At 69.8% G+C, this 19436-nt stretch carries 17 protein-coding genes and 1 tRNA gene; 11 read left to right on the plus strand and 7 right to left on the minus strand.

Translation table 11 applies throughout. The annotated features are described in order from the left end of the window. Window positions 1-14: 14 nt before the first annotated feature. From B9G38_RS00585 to thiC, 3 genes are all read right to left on the minus strand, one after another. Window positions 15-548, minus strand: a complete 534-nt coding sequence (locus tag B9G38_RS00585) for a DoxX family protein (RefSeq protein WP_086219133.1) — start codon at window positions 546-548, stop codon at window positions 15-17. An 84-nt stretch (window positions 549-632) separates the two neighbouring features. Continuing rightward, window positions 633-2147 (minus strand): DUF790 family protein, encoded by a 1515-nt coding sequence (locus tag B9G38_RS00590; protein WP_086219134.1) that lies wholly within the window; start codon window positions 2145-2147, stop codon window positions 633-635. A 105-nt stretch (window positions 2148-2252) separates the two neighbouring features. Beyond that, window positions 2253-3689 carry a phosphomethylpyrimidine synthase ThiC gene (gene thiC, locus B9G38_RS00595; RefSeq protein WP_086219135.1) on the minus strand — a complete coding sequence of 479 codons (1437 nt, stop codon included), beginning with the start codon at window positions 3687-3689 and terminating at the stop codon, window positions 2253-2255. 126 nt (window positions 3690-3815) lie between these two features. Between thiC and B9G38_RS00600 the strand changes: the two genes are divergently transcribed. The 6 genes from B9G38_RS00600 to B9G38_RS00625 all read left to right on the plus strand — a co-directional run bounded on the left by B9G38_RS00600 (window position 3816) and on the right by B9G38_RS00625 (window position 12219). Continuing rightward, complete coding sequence (locus B9G38_RS00600; RefSeq protein WP_086219136.1) at window positions 3816-5546, plus strand: tRNA uridine(34) 5-carboxymethylaminomethyl modification radical SAM/GNAT enzyme Elp3; 1731 nt, start codon at window positions 3816-3818, stop codon at window positions 5544-5546. A 196-nt stretch (window positions 5547-5742) separates the two neighbouring features. Continuing rightward, window positions 5743-7071, plus strand: coding sequence for a S8 family serine peptidase (locus B9G38_RS00605; protein WP_086219137.1), 1329 nt, complete (start codon window positions 5743-5745; stop codon window positions 7069-7071). 74 nt (window positions 7072-7145) lie between these two features. After that, complete coding sequence (gene rqcH, locus B9G38_RS00610) at window positions 7146-9332, plus strand: ribosome rescue protein RqcH (RefSeq protein WP_086219138.1); 2187 nt, start codon at window positions 7146-7148, stop codon at window positions 9330-9332. A 75-nt stretch (window positions 9333-9407) separates the two neighbouring features. Further along, window positions 9408-9800: a DUF5820 family protein gene (locus tag B9G38_RS00615; protein WP_086219139.1), complete on the plus strand. Its 393-nt coding sequence runs from the start codon at window positions 9408-9410 to the stop codon at window positions 9798-9800. Window positions 9801-9915: 115 nt separating this feature from the next. After that, window positions 9916-11415 (plus strand): amidophosphoribosyltransferase, encoded by a 1500-nt coding sequence (purF, locus tag B9G38_RS00620; RefSeq protein ID WP_086219140.1) that lies wholly within the window; start codon window positions 9916-9918, stop codon window positions 11413-11415. 99 nt (window positions 11416-11514) lie between these two features. Then, on the plus strand, window positions 11515-12219 hold the full coding sequence (locus B9G38_RS00625) for a halocyanin domain-containing protein (protein ID WP_086219141.1): 705 nt from the start codon (window positions 11515-11517) through the stop codon (window positions 12217-12219). 20 nt (window positions 12220-12239) lie between these two features. Here B9G38_RS00625 and B9G38_RS00630 read toward each other — a convergent pair whose 3' ends face one another. Then, window positions 12240-12800, minus strand: a complete 561-nt coding sequence (locus B9G38_RS00630) for a DUF420 domain-containing protein (protein ID WP_086215564.1) — start codon at window positions 12798-12800, stop codon at window positions 12240-12242. A gap of 184 nt (window positions 12801-12984) precedes the next feature. On the opposite strand from B9G38_RS00630, the gene B9G38_RS00635 reads away from it, so the two are divergent. From B9G38_RS00635 to B9G38_RS00645, 3 genes are all read left to right on the plus strand, one after another. Beyond that, window positions 12985-13069 (plus strand) — tRNA-Leu (locus B9G38_RS00635). Between the two features lie 560 nt (window positions 13070-13629). Next, window positions 13630-15513 carry a Glu-tRNA(Gln) amidotransferase subunit GatE gene (gatE, locus tag B9G38_RS00640; RefSeq protein ID WP_049929352.1) on the plus strand — a complete coding sequence of 628 codons (1884 nt, stop codon included), beginning with the start codon at window positions 13630-13632 and terminating at the stop codon, window positions 15511-15513. A 78-nt stretch (window positions 15514-15591) separates the two neighbouring features. Beyond that, a complete protein-coding gene (locus B9G38_RS00645; RefSeq protein WP_049929353.1) occupies window positions 15592-16116 on the plus strand; it encodes a phosphate-starvation-inducible PsiE family protein in 525 nt (174 codons plus the stop codon). Between the two features lie 7 nt (window positions 16117-16123). On the opposite strand, the gene B9G38_RS00650 is transcribed toward B9G38_RS00645, so the two are convergent. Then, window positions 16124-16606 (minus strand): Lrp/AsnC family transcriptional regulator, encoded by a 483-nt coding sequence (locus B9G38_RS00650; protein WP_049929354.1) that lies wholly within the window; start codon window positions 16604-16606, stop codon window positions 16124-16126. 183 nt (window positions 16607-16789) lie between these two features. Here B9G38_RS00650 and B9G38_RS00655 point away from each other — a divergent pair, with 183 nt between their 5' ends. Then, window positions 16790-17725 (plus strand): DMT family transporter, encoded by a 936-nt coding sequence (locus tag B9G38_RS00655; protein WP_049929356.1) that lies wholly within the window; start codon window positions 16790-16792, stop codon window positions 17723-17725. A gap of 60 nt (window positions 17726-17785) precedes the next feature. On the opposite strand, the gene B9G38_RS00660 is transcribed toward B9G38_RS00655, so the two are convergent. After that, complete coding sequence (locus tag B9G38_RS00660; protein ID WP_049929357.1) at window positions 17786-18349, minus strand: hypothetical protein; 564 nt, start codon at window positions 18347-18349, stop codon at window positions 17786-17788. Between the two features lie 138 nt (window positions 18350-18487). Continuing rightward, window positions 18488-18832, minus strand: coding sequence for a 2Fe-2S iron-sulfur cluster-binding protein (locus tag B9G38_RS00665; protein WP_086219142.1), 345 nt, complete (start codon window positions 18830-18832; stop codon window positions 18488-18490). Between the two features lie 77 nt (window positions 18833-18909). Here B9G38_RS00665 and B9G38_RS00670 point away from each other — a divergent pair. Next, a partial coding sequence (locus B9G38_RS00670; protein ID WP_143415334.1) for a biotin operon repressor occupies window positions 18910-19436 on the plus strand: 527 nt, incomplete at its 3' end.

The following is a 19436-nucleotide window of genomic DNA, read 5'->3' on the forward strand; positions in this document are numbered from 1 at the left end:
GCGTCGTCACCTCGTTAGCCGATTAAGTACCGCAGCCGCGGGTGGTCCCTGACGAACGACGTCTTCGCGAGGCAGGCGTCGACGCCGAGCACGCGCCCGGCCCCGAGCGTGGCGATCATCGCGAAGATCAGCAGCCCGAGCAGGTCGCCGGTGATCACGCCGTGGGCCCAGCCGCCGGTCTCGCCGTTGATGAAGTAGAAGAACGTCATCAGGAACGCGCCGAAGAACGCCGCCAGCCGCGTCAGCGCGCCGACGATCAGCCCCAACCCGATCAGCGTCTGTCCCAAGGGGACCATGATGTTCGTGAACGACAACAGGATCCCGTCGGAGAACAGCGTGACCACCGGGCCGAGGCTCGTCTGCGCCGCCGCGCCGCCAACGAACCAGCTCGCGTCGAACGGCCACGCGAGGAACTTGTCGAGTCCCGCGTGGAGGAACCACCACCCGACGATCAGACGCAAGACGACGAGCCAGTAGGCGAAGCGCGACTCCTCGACCGGGAACGATACGTCTCTGCCCAGCAGCTGCGTTTGGATGTTCGTGACCATGCGTAACCTCGGTTGCGAAAATGTTCGGTTAGGATATATAAACCTATCTCCAATGTCACCGACGAGTAATTCGCGAACCGCGGACTACTCCTTCCGTCTCACCGTTCCGCCGCCGAGCCCCTCCCACTCAACTCGGTAGCCGAGCGTCGAGAGGGTTGCGCTCGCGTCGTCGACGCCGTACTCGTCCAGCGTCGCCTCCACCGTGGACAGCGCCGCCCCGTCGTCGATATCGTCGTCGATTCGCTCCAACACCGCCGGTCTGACCAGCGTGCGGCCGACAAGCTCGTGGGCGGGGAACGGCCCGCCCTCCACCGCCGCCTCGCTCACGCCGTGTCGGTCGGCGAGGTCCCGCAGGGGGAGCACGTCGTCCGCCGGTTCGAAGGCGTCCGGGAGGACGGCGGCGGCGTCCGCGACGAACTCGGCCTCGTACTCGCGGAGCACGTCGACCACGTCCTTCACGCGGACCGCGCCCGAGTAGGTGACGACGCGGTGGTCGCGTGCGGCTACCTCCTCGCCGACGCCAAGGCTCTCGTCGACCGCGACGAGCAGGTCCACGTCCTCCACGTCAGCGAGTTGGCCGAGCTTCTTCTCGACGTACTCGGGGGTCCAGAAGCCCATGACCTCGAAGAACAGCCGGAAGTCGGCGTGGTCGTAGTCGAACGCGAAGTCCGGGATCATGACGCTCGCGCCGGTTTCGAGGGGTTCCGGCTCGCGGACGAGGGTCCAGTCGAGGTCGAGCCCGCGGAACCGACCGGCGAAGTCCGCTTCGACCCCGCTGTCGAAGTCGGGCTCCGCCACCGGCTCCACGTCGGGCACGGTCACGTCGCCGTCCGAGAGCCGCATCGTTCGCTCGCGGCCGCGGTCGTCGATCGTCGCCTCCAGCGACCACTCGGCGGACTCCGCGGCGGTCCGGAGCAGTCTCGCGAAGGCGGTCCCGTACCGTCGGGTGCGCGAGAACAGCGCGTCAGGCCCGGTGACGACGAGCTCCCGGCCCTCGGGAGTCTGCTCCAGTTCGTACATCAGCCGCAGGCGCTTCACCGCCGAGACGAGCCGCTTCGGGTCGTTCGACCGCACTCTGACCTCGGTGGCGTCGAACAGCGTAGTCTGGGCCAGAGAGAGGTCGTACTGCTCCAGCAGCGTGTCGGGGTCCCAGCGCACGTCGGCGTCGACGAGTACCCGATTCACGTCGCGGTCGGCGTACAGCGACGCCGACACGTCCCTCGAGTCGATCCCAAGCGCGTCGGCCGCGCGGTCGACCGCGGTCTCTCGCTCCGCCTCGCTCGCGACGCCGACCGCCTCCGCGGCCTCGAACGCGGCCCGCCGGACGCGACGCGGCGGGACGGCCGCGCGCGTCTCGAACTCGCACTCGCGCTCGACGAGCGCCGCCAGCCCGCGGACGAGCTTGAAGTCGCCGTTCCGCGCGGCCGCGTCGGCCTCCAAGTCCGCCAGCGCGTCGTCGAGGTCGCCGCGGCGCTCGCCGACGTGCGACTCGAACGCCCCGAGCACGCGCGCCGCGAGCGGCCGATGTTCCCGCCCGGTGAACTGCGGGCGGTAGCCGCCGCCCGCCCGGGAGACGCGCAGGAGGTCCTTCCGTAGCACGGCGGCGGCTACGGGCGTGGCGGCCTAAAACCGGCCGGGTTCGACGCTCCCGCGCCGACGCGCGCTTCCGGCCGCGGCTCGCCCGCATCGGCCCCTCCGCCCGCATCAGTCGTCGTCCGTGGTCTCCGGGGTGAACGTCACTCCCTCGACCTCGATCCGCTCCGGCACGCGGCTCGTGTCGTGGGTCCCGACCGGCGGGAGGTTCACGCTCGCGGCCGGCGACGCGTCGAGGTCCGTCCCCTCCGATCCCGCTATCGACGCCATCTCGCCGTCCGCGTCTCGGGCGTCCTGATCGATCCGCATCGAGCAGAACTCCGCGCCGCACATCGAGCAGAAGCGGGCCTCCTTGTAGTTGTCTCCCGGAAGCGTCTGGTCGTGGTACGACCGCGCGCGCTCGGGGTCGAGCGCGAGGTCGAACTGGCGCCGCCAGTCGAACTCGTACCGCGCCTCAGAGAGCGCGTCGTCCCAGTCGCGCGCGCCGGGGAGGTCGTTCGCCACGTCGGCCGCGTGCGCCGCGATCCGATACGCGGCGAGACCGTCCCGCACGTCCTCGGGCTCCGGCAGTCCGAGGTGCTCCTTCGGCGTCACATAGCACAGCATGGCCGCGCCGGCCCGCGCGGCCTCGGTCGCGCCGATCGCGCTCGTGATGTGGTCGTACCCCGGCGCCACGTCCGTCACCAGCGGGCCGAGGACGTAGAACGGCGCTCCGTCGCACACCGCCTGCTGCCGCTCGACGTTCTCCGCGATATCGTCCAGCGGGACGTGGCCGGGGCCCTCCACCATTACCTGGACGCCGTGGTCCCACGCGGTCCGCGTGAGGTCTCCGAGGGTGTCGAGCTCGGCGAACTGCGCCTCGTCGCTCGCGTCGGCCACACAGCCCGGCCGGAGGCCGTCCCCGAGCGAGACCGTCACGTCGTGTTCGGCGAATATCTCACATATCGCCTCGAAATTCGCGTACAGCGGGTTCTGCGACCCGTTCTCCTCCATCCACTGCGCGAGGATCGACCCCCCTCGCGAGACGATCCCCGTCTTCCGGCCGTCGGTCAGCGGGAGGTGTCCCATCAGTATCCCCGCGTGGACCGTCATGTAGTCGACGCCCTGCCGCGCCTGTTTCTCGATGACGTCGAGCAGGAGCTCGCGGGTGATCGCCTCGGCGGACTCGGCCCGCTTGACCGCCTCGTAGATCGGGACCGTCCCGACCGGCACCGGCGAGTGCGCGACGTTGGCCTCGCGGGTCGCGTCCAGCTCGTCGCCCGTCGAGAGGTCCATCACCGTGTCGGCGCCGTAGTGGACCGCCGCGTGGAGCTTTTCGAGCTCCTCCTCCCGGCCGCTCGTCGTCTCGCTGTTCCCGATGTTCGCGTTGACTTTCGTGGCGAACGCCCGGCCGATGACCATCGGGTCGAGCGCGTCGTGCGCGTGGTTGTTCGGAATCACCGCGCGCCCCTCGGCGACCGCCTCGCGAACGAACTCCGGGTCGCGGTTCTCGCGCGCCGCCGCGCGTTCGATCGCGGAGGTGACCTCGCCGCGTCGCGCCCGCTCCATCTGTGTCGCTGGCATAATCACTCGGTAATACCACTAACTAATATATTCTGTGGTAAACGGCTCGGCGCACCGAGTCGGCGCCCGGGTGCGACACGCTTAACCCCGAAACTCGCGGATCGGAGAGTAATGAGTACCGACGCGGCGGGCGACGCCGAGTCCGACGACGCCGCTTCCGGGGACCCCAGCGACTCCGAGGCGTTCGTCCGCACCTGCGAACACCTCGTCGACAGGATCCTCGACGGCGAGATCGAGCGCAACGACCTCGAACGCGCCAAGCTCGACGCCTGCTCGGAGTTCGGCTCCCCCAAGGTGCCGAAGAACACCGAGATCCTCGACCACGCACCGACGGAGCACCGCGACGACGTGATCGAGGTGGTCCAGCGCAAGCCCGTCCGGACCGCGTCCGGGGTCTCCCCCGTGGCGATCATGACTTCCCCCGAACTGTGCCCGCACGGGAAGTGCCTCTACTGCCCGGGCGGCCCGGCCTCAGAGTTCTCCTCCGCGCAGTCGTACACGGGCCACGAGCCCGCGGCGGCCCGCGGCGAGCAGAACGACTACGACCCGTACGGGCAGGTCACGCTCCGGCTCGAACAGCTCCGCAAGATCGGCCACCCCGTCGACAAGGTGGAGCTCATCCTCATGGGCGGGACGATGACCGCGCGCTCGCACGACTACCAGGAGTGGTTCGTCAAGCGCGCGCTCCAGGCGATGAACGACTACGACCTCGACAAGGAGCCGGAGCCCGCGGAGGGCGAGTCGTTCGCGCCCGCGCCCGAGGAGACCGAGTTCGAGTACCTCGAAGACGTGATCGCCGAGAACGAGACGAATCCGATCCGCAACATCGGCACCACCTTCGAGACGAAGCCCGACTGGTGCGACCCGGAGCAGATCGACCGGATGCTCGACCTCGGCGGCACGAAGGTCGAGGTCGGCGTCCAGACCACCTACGAGCGGATCAACCGCGAGATGCACCGCGGCCACGGCAACGAGGCGAGCCGGAACGCCAACCGCCGCCTGCGCGACGCGGCGTTCAAGGTCGGCTTCCACATGATGCCGGGCCAGCCCGGGATGACCCGCGAGATGTGTCTGGAGGACTTCCGGCAGCTGTTCGAGAACCCCGACTGGCGCCCCGACTACCTGAAGATCTACCCCACGCTCGTCGTCGAGGGGACGCGGGTGTACGACCGGTGGCGGCGCGACGACTTCGACCCGCTCACGAGCGAGGAGGCGGCCGACCTCGTCGCCGACGTGATGGACCTCATCCCGAAGTACACGCGGCTCCAGCGCGTCCAGCGCGACATCCCGGCCGACTTCATCGACGCGGGCGTCCAGAAGTCGAACCTCCGACAGCTCGCCGCCCAGCGCGCCGAGGAGAAGGGGATCGTCCAGCGCGACATCCGCGCCCGCGAAGTGGGCCACAACGACGCCGACCCCGACCCGGACGACGTGGAACTCTCGGTCACCACCTACGAGGCCGGCGGCGGCACGGAACACTTTATCGCCTTCGAGGACCCCGTGCGCGACCTGCTCGTCGGCTTCTGTCGGCTTCGGTTCCCCTCGTTCGCCCCCGACCAGCCGGGCGCGCCGGGAACCGAGAGCGACCCGATCCGGCCGGAGCTCGAAGACGCCGCGCTGGTCCGCGAGCTCCACGTGTACGGCAACGAGGTCGGCATCGGCGGCGACGGCGACTGGCAGCACCAGGGGTACGGGACGAAGCTGCTCGAACGCGCCGAGGAACTGTCTCGCGAGGCGGGGTACGACAAGGTCGCGGTCATCTCCGGCATCGGCGCCCGCGAGTACTACCGCAACAAGCTCGGTTACCGGCAGGACGGGCCGTACGTGTCGAAGCGGCTGTAGGCCCTCGGCCGACCGAACCCACGCCCGCTTCCGCCGGGAGTCGCTCCCCCGTCGCGTACCGTCGTCGACTGACGTTTCTGGCGACCACCGCCTTTCTGTTTACTTGGATTTGGATTAGTACAGAGTCATTCATTGATGAACATTTATACTCTATCAGGATACAATATCGGTACCCCGTCACACGAGGACTACTCACATGAATTTCGAACGACGAACTTTCGTGAAGGGGGTTGCCGGGCTCGCCGCGACGGCGACGATCACAGGAACTGCGTCGGCCGCGGACGGACAGACGCAGTATATCGTCGGTGCGAACGGGAACGGCGTCGCCGACGCCGTCACGGACGCGGGGTTCGAGGTCCGTCACGAGCTCGCCGACGGTGACGTGCTGGTCGCGGTCGGTCCGAGCGACGCAGCCGCCGACATCGAGTCGGTCAAGGGCGTCAAGGCGGCGAATCCGGACCTGAAGCTCGAACTCGACGAGCCGGAAGTCAACACCGAGGCGGCCGACGAGACCCCGCCGAGCGAGGGCGCCGCGCTGTCCGACCTCCAGTGGGACAAGGAGATCACCGACGTCTTCGAGGCCCACGAGTACGCGACCGGGGAGGGAACGCGCGTCGCGATCGTCGACACCGGGATTGACCTGAACCACCCGGACCTCGGAAACGTCAACGAGGAGCTCGGCCAAGCCTTCGTCGCCGACGACGACGTACCGGAGATCGGGCCCGACGACTCTGGATCTCACGGCACGCACGTCGCCGGAACCGTCGGCGCCACGGGCGAATCCGGCGTCGTCGGTACCGCCCCGGACACGGAGCTGATCCCGGTTCGCGTGTTCCCCGCAGAGGGCGGCGCGACGTTCGGTGACATCCTCGCTGGCATCGACTACGCGGCAGAGATCGGCGCCGACGCGGCGAACTTCAGCCTCGGAATCCCGGGCGTTCAGCAGCCGGGATCGGAGCTGAACAAGCTCAAGGCGGAGGTCCAGACCGTGTTCCAGAGCGCGGTCCGGCGCGGGACCGTGATCACGGGGAGCGCCGGCAACGACTCGGGGAGCCTTCAGGGGAGCGGCTTCACCCTGCCGAACAGCGTCCCGGCGGCGTTCACCGTCAGTGCGACCTCGCCCGCGGACACGCTCTCCTTCTACTCGAACTTCGGCACGAGCGACATCGACATCGCCGCGCCGGGCGGTGGGTACGAAACGCTGGAGAAGACGCTGGTCGAAGACCCCGACGCCGTCGAGTGGCCATTCCCGACGAACCTCGTGCTGTCGACAATCCCCGTCGAACAGGGAGCGTACGGGTACAAGGCCGGCACTTCCATGGCAGCCCCGCAGGTCGCCGGCCTCGCTGCACTCGTCCGCGAACTCGAACCGAACGCGAATGCGAGCCGGATCGAGCAGGCGATCCAGAAGGGCGCCGAGGGGGCGAACGGCAAGAGCGACTCGGAGTTCGGTGCCGGGATCATCAACGCGCTCAACACCGTCGAGCGTCTCGGCAGCGGCAAGGGGAAAGGCAACGGTAACTGACGCGCGGGGAGCCGACCGTCGCGCTGAATCCCACAACGACACGCCTTTTTCCGCCCCGGCGGTCTCTATCACGTATGGACCAGAAGCGGGAGCTGTCGAGCATCGACCTCGCGGCCCTCGTCACCGAGCTGAATCGGTACGAGGGCGCGAAGGTCGACAAGGCGTACCTCTACGACGACGACCTGCTCCGGCTGAAGCTGCGCGACTTCGACCGCGGCCGCGTCGAGCTCATGATCGAGGTCGGAGACATCAAACGCGCGCACGCCGCCGACCCGGACCACGTCGCGGACGCGCCGGGCCGCCCGCCGAACTTCGCGAAGATGCTCCGGAACCGGCTGTCCGGCGCGGACTTCGCGGGCGTCGAGCAGTACGAGTTCGACCGCATCCTCACCTTCGAGTTTGAGCGCGAGGACCAGAACACGACGCTCGTCGCCGAGCTGTTCGGGCAGGGCAACGTCGCCGCGCTCGACGAGACGGGCGAGGTGATCGGGGCGCTGTCGACGGTCCGGCTGAAGTCCCGGACGGTGGCGCCCGGCTCGCAGTACGAGTACCCCGCCTCGCGGCTCAACCCCCTCGACGTGAGCCGCGGCGGGTTCGACCGGCACATGCGCGAGTCGGACAGCGACGTGGTGCGCACCCTCGCCACCCAGTTGAACCTCGGCGGCCTCTACGCCGAGGAGGTGTGTACCCGCGCCGGCGTGCCGAAGGAGACGCCCATCGAGGAGGCGACGGACGACCAACTCGGGGCGCTCCACGACGCCCTCTCCCGGATCGACGAACGGCTCCGCTCGGGCGACATCGACCCCCGAGTGTACGAGGAATCGATCGACGGCGACGGGAGCGACGGCGGCGCCGGTGACGCCGACCCCCGCGTGGTCGACGTGACCCCCTTCCCGCTCGCGGAGCACGAGGACCTGCCGAGCGTGGGGTTCGACTCCTTCAACGCCGCCGTCGACGAGTACTTCCACCGGCTGGGGAGCGAGGAGACCGGCGACGGCGAGGCGCCCGCCGACGCGAGCGCCTCCCGCCCGGACTTCGAGGAGGAGATCGCCAAACAGGAGCGGATCATCGAACAGCAGCGCGGCGCGATCGAGGGGTTCGAGGAACAGGCGCAGGCGGAGCGCGAGCGCGCGGAGCTGCTGTACGCGAACTACGACCTCGTTGACGAGGTGATCTCGACGGTGCGGGAGGCCCGCGAGAACGAGGTGCCGTGGGACGAGATCGCGGAGACGCTCGACGCCGGCGCGGAGCGGGGAATTCCGGCCGCGGAGGCCGTCGTCGACGTCGACGGCGGCGAGGGGACGGTAACGGTGGAACTCGAGGACGATGACGGCGACCCCGTCCGCGTCGAGGTTGACGCGAGCGAGGGCGTCGAGGTCAACGCCGACCGCCTCTACCGGGAGGCGAAACGCGTCGAGGAGAAGAAGGAGGGGGCGATGGCGGCGATCGAGTCCACCCGCGAGGAGCTGGAGGCGGTCAAGGAACGGAAGGCGGAGTGGGAGGAACAGCAGGCGGCCGACGACGGCGGCGAGGAAGAGGGCGACGACGAGGACGACGACGAGGCGTACGAGACCGACTGGCTCTCCCGCTCTTCGATCCCGATCCGCAGCCCGGACGACTGGTTCGAGCGGTTCCGCTGGTTCCGCACCTCGACCGGCTACCTCGTCATCGGCGGGCGCAACGCCGACCAGAACGAGGAGTTGGTGAAGAAGTACATGGGTAAACACGATCGGTTCTTCCACACGCAGGCGCACGGGGGGCCGGTGACGATCCTCAAGGCCTCGGGCCCGTCGGAGTCGGCCGATCCGGTCGACTTCTCGGAGGAGACCCTGCGGGAGGCCGCGCAGTTCGCCGTCTCCTACTCGTCTGACTGGAAGGATGGCCGCGGCGCGGGCGACGCGTACATGGTCGACCCCGACCAGGTGTCGAAGACCCCCGAGAGCGGCGAGTACATCGAGAAGGGGAGCTTCGTGATCCGCGGCGACCGGACGTACTTCGAGGACGTCCCCTGCCGGATCGCCGTCGGCGTCCAGTGCGAGCCGGTCACCCGCGCCATCGGCGGCCCGCCGTCGGCCGTCGTCGACCGCGCGGCCGCGCACCTCACCTTCGAACCGGGGATGTACGCGCAGAACGACGCCGCGATGATGGCGTACCGGAATCTGAAAGAGCGGTTCGCGGACCAGTCGTTCGTGCGGAAGGTCGCGAGCGCGGACCAGCTACAGGAGTTCCTCCCGCCGGGCGGGTCGGACATCGTCGACTGAGGCCCCCCGTCGACCGCGGAACGATTCTTCTCCCCGAGCGCGACGTTTTCAAGCCTCCGCGACCGAGGCGAGGCTATGACCTTCGAATCGCTGCCGGAGGGGTGGCGGGTGTGGAACGAGGAGCCCAGCGGCCGGGCGATCCTCGTCTACCGACCCGATGTCTTCGGGAGCGGCGACCTCCCGGACGAGTGTCTCCCGACGATCTACCTGACGAACGGCTCCCGCAACGCGCGGCCCGGCTCGGGCCAGTACGCGACTGACGAGTGGCACGTCGTCCTCTTCTTGGAGCCCGAAATCGAGGCGGTCGCGGAGACGCACGAGAGCCGCGAGGCGGGCGCGGCCGGCGCGGTCGATGTCGCGGAACGGTTCGTCGGGGGCGAGATCGATTACCGGGACGCGTATCAGGTGCCCCGCGAGGCGTACTTCGCGCGCCTCGACGAGTTCGTCGGTGCTGAAGAGGGGGCGTAACGACGCGCCGGCGAGCCGAGCTTTATCCACGATCGCGTATATTATCGTACGATTAGCGGAGCGATACGCCACGAACACGAGGATTTTTATCGCCGCCCGCCTCACCCTCGCGTACATGAACGCCGGTGGGGACTACGGCGGCGACGAACCGCGAGAGAAGTGCGGCGTCGTCGGCGTCTCGCTCGAGGACCGGGAGGCCGCGCGACCGCTGTACTACGCGCTGTACGCGCTCCAACACCGCGGCCAGGAGTCGGCCGGCATCGTCACGCACGACGGGTTCCAGCAGCACAGCCACGTCGAGCGCGGCCTCGTCGGCGACGCCTTCGATGAGGGGGACCTCGCGTCGCTGTCGGGCGGCACGGGCATCGGCCACGTCCGCTACCCGACCGCCGGGAGCCTTGACAAGAGCTGCGCGCAGCCCTTCTCGGTGTCGTTCAAGTCCGGCTCGCTCGGGCTCTCCCACAACGGGAACCTCGTCAACGCCGACGAAGTGCGCGAGGAGCTCGCGGCCGCGGGCCACGCGTTCACCTCCGACGGCGACACCGAGGTGATCGCCCACGACCTCGCGCGGAACCTCCTCGAAGAGGACCTCGTGCGGGCGGTCAAACACACGATGAACCGCATCCACGGCTCCTACTCGCTGGCGATCACCCACGACGACACCGTGCTGGGCGTCCGCGACCCGCTTGGCAACCGCCCGCTGTGTCTCGGGAAGATCGACGGCGGCTACGTCCTCGCCAGCGAGTCGGCCGCCATCGACACGCTCGACGGGGAGCTGATCCGCGACGTCCGACCCGGCGAGCTCGTCGTCCTCGACCCCGACGGCACCGGCTACGACACGTATCAGTTGGTTGAGCGCGACGCGACCGCCCACTGTTTCTTCGAACACGTCTACTTCGCGCGCCCCGACTCCGTCATCGACGAGAGCCTCGTGTACGAGGTGCGCCGGAAGCTCGGCCGGAAGCTCTGGGAGGAGTCCGGCGTCGAGTCCGACGTGGTGATGCCCGTCCCCGACTCCGGGCGCGCCTTCGCCTCCGGCTACGCGGACGCGGCCGGGGAGACCACGGCCGACGGCGAACCGCGGGCGGCCGACGACGGCGGCGTCGAGTTCGCCGAGGGGCTGATGAAGAACCGGTACGTGGGCCGGACGTTCATCATGCCGACCCAGGACGAGCGCGAGCGCGCGGTCCGGCTGAAGCTGAACCCGATCCGCTCGACGGTGGAGGGGAAGTCGGTCACCATCATCGACGACTCCATCGTCCGCGGGACGACCTCGACCCAGCTCGTCGAGCTCGTGCGCGAGGCGGGCGCGGAGGAGGTCCACCTCCGGATCGGCGCGCCGCCGATCCTCGCCCCCTGCTACTTCGGCATCGACATGGCCACGCGCGAGGAGCTGATCGCGGCCGACGCCTCGACCGAGGAGATCCGCGAGGAGGTCGGCGCGGACTCGCTGTCGTACCTCTCGATCGACGCGGTCGCGGAGGCGCTCGGCGAGAGCCGGGCCGACCTCTGCCTCGGCTGCGTCACCGGCGAGTACCCGTTCGACGTCGAGGGCGAGGCGACCGACCGCGACGTCGACGCGCCGGTCTCTGACCCGACGCCCGCGGACGACTGAGCCGGTAGCCGCGGCCGCGACCCCGCACACGTTCGCCGCCGGTCCGACCGTTCGGAACGTATCGGGGGCTTAAATACGATCACGGTCAGAGGTGCGAGCATGACAGGGAACACCGACGCCGCCGAGGGCGACGCCGCGTCGATGAGCCGCCGCGGATTCTTCCGCGCCGGGGCCGCCGGAGCGGCGGTCGCGGCGGGGGTCGCGGCCGGAAGCGGGACCGCCGCCGCCCAGTACGACGGGTGGCTCGAGGGCGTCAGCAACTACGACGGTACTCACGACTACCGCGGGCAGGACGAGGTCACCGTCTCGGTCGGCGCGGGCGAGAACGGGCTCCGCTTCGGCCCCGCCGCCATCCTCATCGACCCGGGCGCGACCGTCGTCTGGGAGTGGACCGGACAGGGCGGCGGTCACAACGTCGTCGCGGACGATGGCGCGTTCGACAGCGGCTCGCCCGTCTCGGAGGAGGGCACGACCTTCGAGTACACCTTCGAGGACGCGAGCGACGGTGACACGTTCAATTACCTCTGTGAACCCCACCGGGCGGTCGGAATGAAGGGCGTCGTGGCTGTCGGGTCCGTCGACGACGACCTCGTCGACCCGCAGGCCGAGGGCGGCTCCGGCAGCGGCGGTGGCTCTGGCGGCGACGGCGGCGACGGTGGCTCCGGGAGCGGCGACTCGGGCGGGTCCGACGGCGGTCTCTCCGCGAGCGACATCGGAACGCTGGCGCTCGGGTTCGGCTTCGCCGGCGCGCTGCTCGTCCCGCTGTTCTACGCGGCACACAAGAAGGCAGAGCGGAACGCGTAGTCCTCTTCTCGCGTCTTTCCTCAGTAGATGTGGTACAGCAGCAGGTACACGCCGATCCCCATCGTGAAGGAGATCAGCCAGAGGACGGCGCCGACGAACCCGACCTGCGAGTGCCGCGTCTGATAGAGGTCCGCGTACGGGCGCGTCGCCGCGAGGAACAGCGCGTGGAAGACGAAGGGGACGCAGACGATCGCGAGCAGGATGTGGATCGCGAGGAAGGGGAGGTACACGTACGAGTAGACGAGCTCCGGCCCGGGGAACTCGGTGGTGCCGACGTGGATCAGTCGGTAGAGGTACGCCCCGAGGAACGCGGCGAACAGCGCGAACGAGGTCACCATGAAGTTCCGATGACGCGTCACGTTCCCGCGGGAGATCGCCCGCCAGCCGAGCAGGATCGTTGCGATCGCCGTCGCGGAGACGGCGGCGTTGAAGTGCGGGATCGCGGCGAGGACGGCGTCGCTCGCGCGCGGGAGCAGCGAACTCGGGATCACGCCGCCCACCGCGCCGAAGACGAGCGCGAGCGCGACGCCGGAGGCGACGGCGGTCAACACGGAGACGTTCTCGCGGGCCCAGTCGGACATGCCAGGACGGAGGGACGCGACCCCCAAACGCGTGCCGGTTGCGGTCGACGCGTTCCGGTCGCGGTCGCCGGATCGGGACGGCGGCGCGCCGCCCGCCGGTCTGCGAAACCCCGGCACGGCTCCCTCGAATGGAAGGGCTTTTAATTGGGGACAGGGTACGTGGAGACGCGACAGAACACCGCGAGCGTGGGTAGCCAAGCCAGGCCAACGGCGCAGCGTTGAGGGCGCTGTCCTGTAGAGGTCCGCCGGTTCAAATCCGGTCCCACGCATCGCTCGGGGCACACCCCCACCGATGCCGGTGTTGTCTCTACGACAGCACCCACGCACAATTCCTTTCGATGCTACGTGAGAAGTGACGACTACGATCGGAATGCTACGGTGGTGAACTGCCCCAAAGCCCCGGCCGCTCGGTTATAAATCGTTACTCGTGGACCGGCGGCGACCACCTCCAAAGCCCCAGTCGCGAGGGCGGCGCACGCTCGCTGCGCTCCTCGTTCGTTCGCTTCGCTCACTCACTACGGTGCTTACGTCGCCTGCGCCGCCCTCGCGACTGCCCCTTCGAGTCCCGCCCAGCACAGCACCGCGCCTCACGCCTCCCCAGCCTCGTCACCGGACGACCTCTGGTTGTAAGCGAGAGCGGGGCTCTCGCCCTGTCGGTGGTCCGGAGCGAAGCGGAGGACCACCGACTCCCTCGCGCGTGCTGGCTTCGCGGCCGCCGGGGGCGGTCGATCGCAGGCACGCGCCACCGCATCGGCTGTTTGTTGCTGATTGTCGCCTCGCCCGCGCGAACTGCCACCCTTTCAGTCGCGCGCCGTCGGAGTGTGGCGTAATGAGTACGGACGCGACCCCCGAGTACGACTACGAGGAACTGGGGCTCGTCGCCGGGCTGGAGATCCACCAGCAGCTCGACACCGAGACCAAGCTGTTCTGCGACTCCCCGACCGTCGAGCGCGACCCCGACGAGTCCGACCGGTCGATCACCCGACAGCTCCACCCGACGAAGAGCGAACTGGGCGAGCTGGACGACGCCGCGATGGAAGAGAGCCGCGTCGACCGCGAGTTCACCTATCTCGCGTACGACACGACCTGCCTCGTCGAGGAGGACGACGAACCGCCCCGCCGCGTCGACGGCGAGGCGCTCTCCGTGGCGCTCCAGATCGCCGACCTGCTCGACCTCTCGGTCGTCGACCAGGCGCACGTCATGCGGAAGCTCGTCATCGACGGCTCGAACACCTCCGGCTTCCAGCGCTCGATCCTCCTCGGGCAGGACGGCGAGATCGAGACGGAGTCCGGGTCGGTGTCGGTCGTCGACCTCATGCTCGAAGAGGAGTCCGCGAAGCGCGTCGAAGAGACGGACGACGGCGTCGTCTACTCGCTCGACCGGCTCGGCGTCCCCCTCGTCGAGATCGGGACGGGCCCGGACATCCGCAGCCCGGAGGGCGCGCGGCAGGCCGCCGAGCGCATCGGGATGCTGCTTCGCTCGACGGGCGCGGTCAAGCGCGGACTCGGCACCATCCGGCAGGACGTGAACGTCTCCATCGCCGACGGCGCGCGCGTCGAGGTGAAGGGCGTTCAGGACCTCCAAGGGATCGAGGACATCGTCCGCGGCGAGGTGGGCCGACAGGCGGAGCTGCTCGAAATCCGCGACGAACTCCGCGAACGCGACGCGAGCGTCGGCGACGTGACGGACGCGACCGACGTCTTCGCCGACACCGAGTCGGGCGTCATCCGCGGCGCGCTCGACTCTGGCGGGAAGGTCACCGCGGTCCCGCTGTTCGGGTTCGACGGCCTCGTTGGCCGGGAACTCCAGCCCGACCGCCGGCTCGGCACGGAGCTGTCGGACCACGCGAAGCGCCACGGCGCGGGCGGCATCTTCCACACCGACGAACTGCCGGCGTACGGCGTCACCGAGGCGGAGGTCGACGCGCTACGCGATGCGGTCGGCGCGGGCGAGGCGGACGCGGTCGCCATCGTCGCGGCCGACCCGGAGACCGCCGACCTCGCGATCGAGGCGGCCGCGGAGCGCGCCGAGGCCGCGATGGAGGGCGTCCCCGAGGAGACCCGCGGCGCGAACGACGACGGCACGACCCGCTACCTCCGCCCGCTCCCGGGCGCCGCGCGGATGTACCCCGAGACGGACGTGCCGCCGGTGGAACCGGACCCCTCGGACGTGGAGACGCCGGAACTCCTCGACGAGAAGGCCGAACGGTACGCCGACGAGTTCGGCCTCGACGCCGGGCTCGCCGAGCAGGTCGCGTTCGGCCAGCGGTTCCCGCTGTTCGAGGCGGCGGTCGACCGCGGCGTCGACCCCACCTTCGCTGCGACGACGCTGGAGTCGACGACGACGGAGATCCGGCGCGACGGCGCGCCCGTCGAGCACCTCACCGACGACCACTTCCTCGCGCTGTTCGACCTCGTCGAGTCGGGCGACCTCGCGAAGGAGGGCGTCCCCGAGGTGCTGACGACGCTCGCCGAGGACCCCGATCTGACGGCGAGCGAGGCCGTCGAGGCGGCGGGCCTCTCGGGCGTGAGCGAGGCGGAGGTCCGCGAGGCGGTCGTCGAGGTCGTCGAGCGCAATGCGGACCAGATCGAGGCCGAGGGGATGGGGGCGTTCTCCGGGCTGATGGGCGAGGCGATGGGCGCGCTCCGCGGGAAGGCCGACGGGGAGGTCGTCTCCGACGTGCTTCGCGAGGAGATCGGCAAGCGCTCGTAACGCGTTCCGCGCGTCCCACACCGGTTAGGCCCCCTCTTTACGTGGCGCGAGTCCGTTATCGGAATTGAGGGTCATCTGATGGCAGACTCGCCTGTGGTCGACCAGTCGGACGATTCGTCCGCGTCGGACCGCGCGCCCGACCCGGCCGAGACGCAGACGGTCAGCGGCCGCGTCTCGGAGGTGACGAACCGCTTCGTTCACGCCGTCGAACTCGCCGCCGCGGCGCTGTTCGCGCTCCTGTTCGGTATCGGCGTCGTCGACCTCGCGATCCAGATCGTTGAGTCCGTCCCGACGGGAGAGATCACGAACCCGGAAGTGGTCATCGGCTTCATCGAGACGGGCCTCCTGCTGCTCATCATCGTCGAGGTGTACCAGACGGTCGTCGCGTACATCGAACAGAGCGACACCAGGCGGATCGTCAGGCTGGTGATCTACACCGGCGTCATCGCGATGGTCCGGAAGGTGATCATCTTCCGCACCACCGAGTACCCCTCGACGCAGGACGCGCTGTTCGCCGCCGTCTCCTACGGGACCGTAATGCTCGGGCTCGTGCTGCTGTTGTACGTCGAGCGCTCTGTCGGCGCCTCGCTGACGCCCGAGTGAGCCGCCGTCACTCGGTCAGCTCCTCGATCAACGTGTCGAGGTCGTACGTCGCCGGCGCGCGCGGCTCGTCGCGCAGCGCCGCGATGGTGAACGTCGAGTTCGTGCGCTCGACCTCGGGGATCGCCTCGAAGTCGCTGATGAGCCGCTCGACGGTGTCCGACGAGGAGAGTCGCGCGAGGACGACGAAGTCAGTCTCGCCCATCGTGAAGAACGCCTCCGTGACGCCCTCCACCGCCAGCAGCTCGTCCGCGAACTCCTCGTACGGACCCTCGTAGCTCGCGAGCACCTCGACGATGACGGTGACGCCGAGCCCGAGCGCCTCGTGGTCGAGGTCGTACAGGTCGTTCTCGATGACGCCGTCCTCCCGGAGGTTGTTCAGTCGGTAGTGGATCGTCGACACCGGAATCCCGGTCTCCTCGTGGAGCCGCTCCGGGCTCCCGGTACCGAGATCGGATATCGCCTTCAACAGCCGCACGTCGCGCTCGTCCATACCCCCGGATCGACCCCCGACCGGTTGTATATGTCGACCGACAGGGTTGGAGGATACTCCAAGATGTCGGCGCCGTTCGGGGCTCGAATCGGATCTAATTCGTATGTCTGATTCTTCGTTTCGAATAACGCACTATCCGAGAGAATAGTTTAACTACGTCTGCGTCTTTCGAATTCATAACCAGTGAATCTCAGAAACCTCCTCTCTACTCCGGAAGCGGTCGTCGCCGCGTTCCTGCTGCTCGCAACGCTCTGGGGCACGTCCTTCGTCGCGATCGAGGCCGGCCTCCACTACTTCCCGCCGCTGTTGTTCGCCGGCGTCAGGTACGTCGTCGCCGGCGCGGTCGTGCTGGGCTACGCCGCGGTCGCCGCGGACCGGTGGATCCCGCGGGGCCGCGACGAGTGGCTCGGCGTCGCCGTCGCGGGCACGTTCGTGATCGCGGCGTATCACGGGTTCCTCTACCTCGGCGAGATCCGGATCTCCGGCGCGGTCGCCGCGGTCGTCGTGAGCCTCTCGCCGGTGTTGACTGCCGTCTTCGCGGCCGCGCTCCTCCCGAACGAACGCCTCGGCCCCGTCGAAATCGGCGGGTTCGCGCTCGGCGTCATCGGCGTGGCCGTGATCGCCGACCCGGCCGCGGCCGGGCTGGGCAGCGCGGCGGTCGTCGGCGTCGCGCTCGCGTTCGCCGGCGCGGCCGCCTTCTCTCTGGGCGCCGTCCTGCTGCGCCCGCTCCGCACCGACCTCCCGATCGCCGCGCTTCAGGGCTGGGCGATGGTGATCGGAGCCGGGCAGCTGCTCGTCGCGGCCGCCGCGATCGGCGAGTCGCCCGCCGCGATCGCCTGGAACCAGACGGCGATCGCCTCGCTCGCGTATCTGACGCTGCTCTCCGGCGTGGTCGCGTTCCTCCTGTACTTCGCGCTGCTCGACGCGGTCGGCCCGTCGCAGCTCCACCTCGTCGGCTACGCCGAGCCCGTCGTCGCCGCGGTCGGTAGCTGGGCCCTGCTCGGTCACCTCGTCGACGCCGAGGCGCTGATCGGGTTCGTCGCGATCCTCGCCGGCTTCCTCGTCTTAGAGCGCCGCGAGATCGCCGACTACGTCGGCGTCGACCGGTTGCGAGAGTAGCGGCTCACGGAGACGCCTCTCGCGGGTTCCGGTCGTTCACCCCTCGCGGATTTCGGCGACTCACCCCTCCACGTCTCGGCTCAGCCCCGCGCGGAGGTCGCGGCCGAAGTAGTGGCCGAGCAGCGCGAGCACCAGCCCGACGCCCCCGCCGACCGCGACGAGCGGGAGCCCCCACTGCGAGAGGTAGTCGATCCCGATCGGGAGGAAGCCGACGCCGAGGACGCTCGTCACCGCGCTCGCCGCGCCCGCGGCGGCGCCGGCGGTCCCGGTCTCGACGTAGCGGCGCGCCGATAGCACAAGGCCGAGCAGGAACGCGGCGACGAACACGCCGCCCGCGGTCCCGACCGTCCCGCCGATGAGCGGGATCAGGCCGCCGACGAACACGCCGACCGCGACCGCGACGAGCGCGAGACCGAACGCCTTCGCCGAGAACCACCGCCCCGAGACGCCGACGCGGCCGGCGTCCCCGGAGCCGGCCTCGCTCCCCGCCGTCGGCTCGGCGCTCGCGGCCCCGCCGGCGTCGGCCTCTGACTCTCCCTCGCCGCCCGCGAGGTCGTCGTCGAGGAGGTCGTCGAGGTCGTCCATCGGGTCGTCGGACGACTCGCGCTCCTTGGAGGGTTGCATACCGGACCGTTCGGGCCCGCGGACTTGGCTTTTGTGCCGCGAGCGGTGTCGTCACGCTTTCCCCGCGCGGTCGCGTGCCACGCGCTACCGTTCGCCGTTTCACCGGAAACGCGGTGTGGCCCGGCGCGGTCGCGGCCGCTACCCGTCGCCGCTCGACCGCCGCCCGCCCCACACGCGCTTGTCGACGAGCGCGACCGTCATCGGGCGGTCGACCGCGATCTGACAGGAGAGCCGCGGGTAGCCGAACCGGTCGGCGAGGCGGTCGTGCCACTGGTCGGCGGAGGGACCCTCGCGAACCCGAACGCCGCAGGTGGCACAGAGCCCGCGACCGCCGCAGTTGAGCCGGCGGGTCGCGGGCGCGTACGGCGACAGCCCGGCGTCGAGCAGGAGCCGCCGGAGGTTGCGGCCCCGCTCGACGTCGAGTTCGACGCGCTCGTCCCCGTCGGCGCCGGTGAGCCGGACCGTCTCGGACTCGTCGGTCATCGGCGGTCTTTCGCGCCCCGTCCACAAAGCGTCCGGGACCCGGAACGGCTTTCGGCGCGGCCGCCGGATCGGGAGCCATGGACACGCGGCGCGCGCTGCTGGACGCTCTCGCGGCCGACGACGGCCCCGTTTCCGGCCCCGAACTCGCCGAGTCGCTCGGCGTCTCGCGGGCGGCCGTCTGGAAGGCCGTCGAGGGGCTCCGAGAGGACGGGTTCGCGGTTGAGTCGGCCTCCGAGGGGTACGTCGCTCCCGAGGATCCGGGGTACTCCGGGCCGGGAATCGCCTTCGGGCTGGACGCGCCCTACTCGGTGGAGTACCGCGACCGGGTCGGATCGACGAACGAGCGGGCCCGCGAGCTCGCCGGGGAGGGCGCCGCCGACGTCGCGGTGGTCGCCGACGAGCAGACCGGGAGCCGGGGGCGTCTCGACCGCGAGTGGGTGGCGCCGAGCGGCGGCGGCTGGGGCTCGGTGCTGACGCGTCCCGACGTGCCGACGGCGCGGGCGCCGCTCTTTACCCCCGCGGCCGCGGTGGCGACGACCGACGCCCGCCGCCAGGCCTGCGTGCACGGCGCCCTCAAGTGGCGGAACCACGTGCTGGGGTGGGG

This window comes from Halorubrum sp. SD612 (assembly GCF_002135005.1).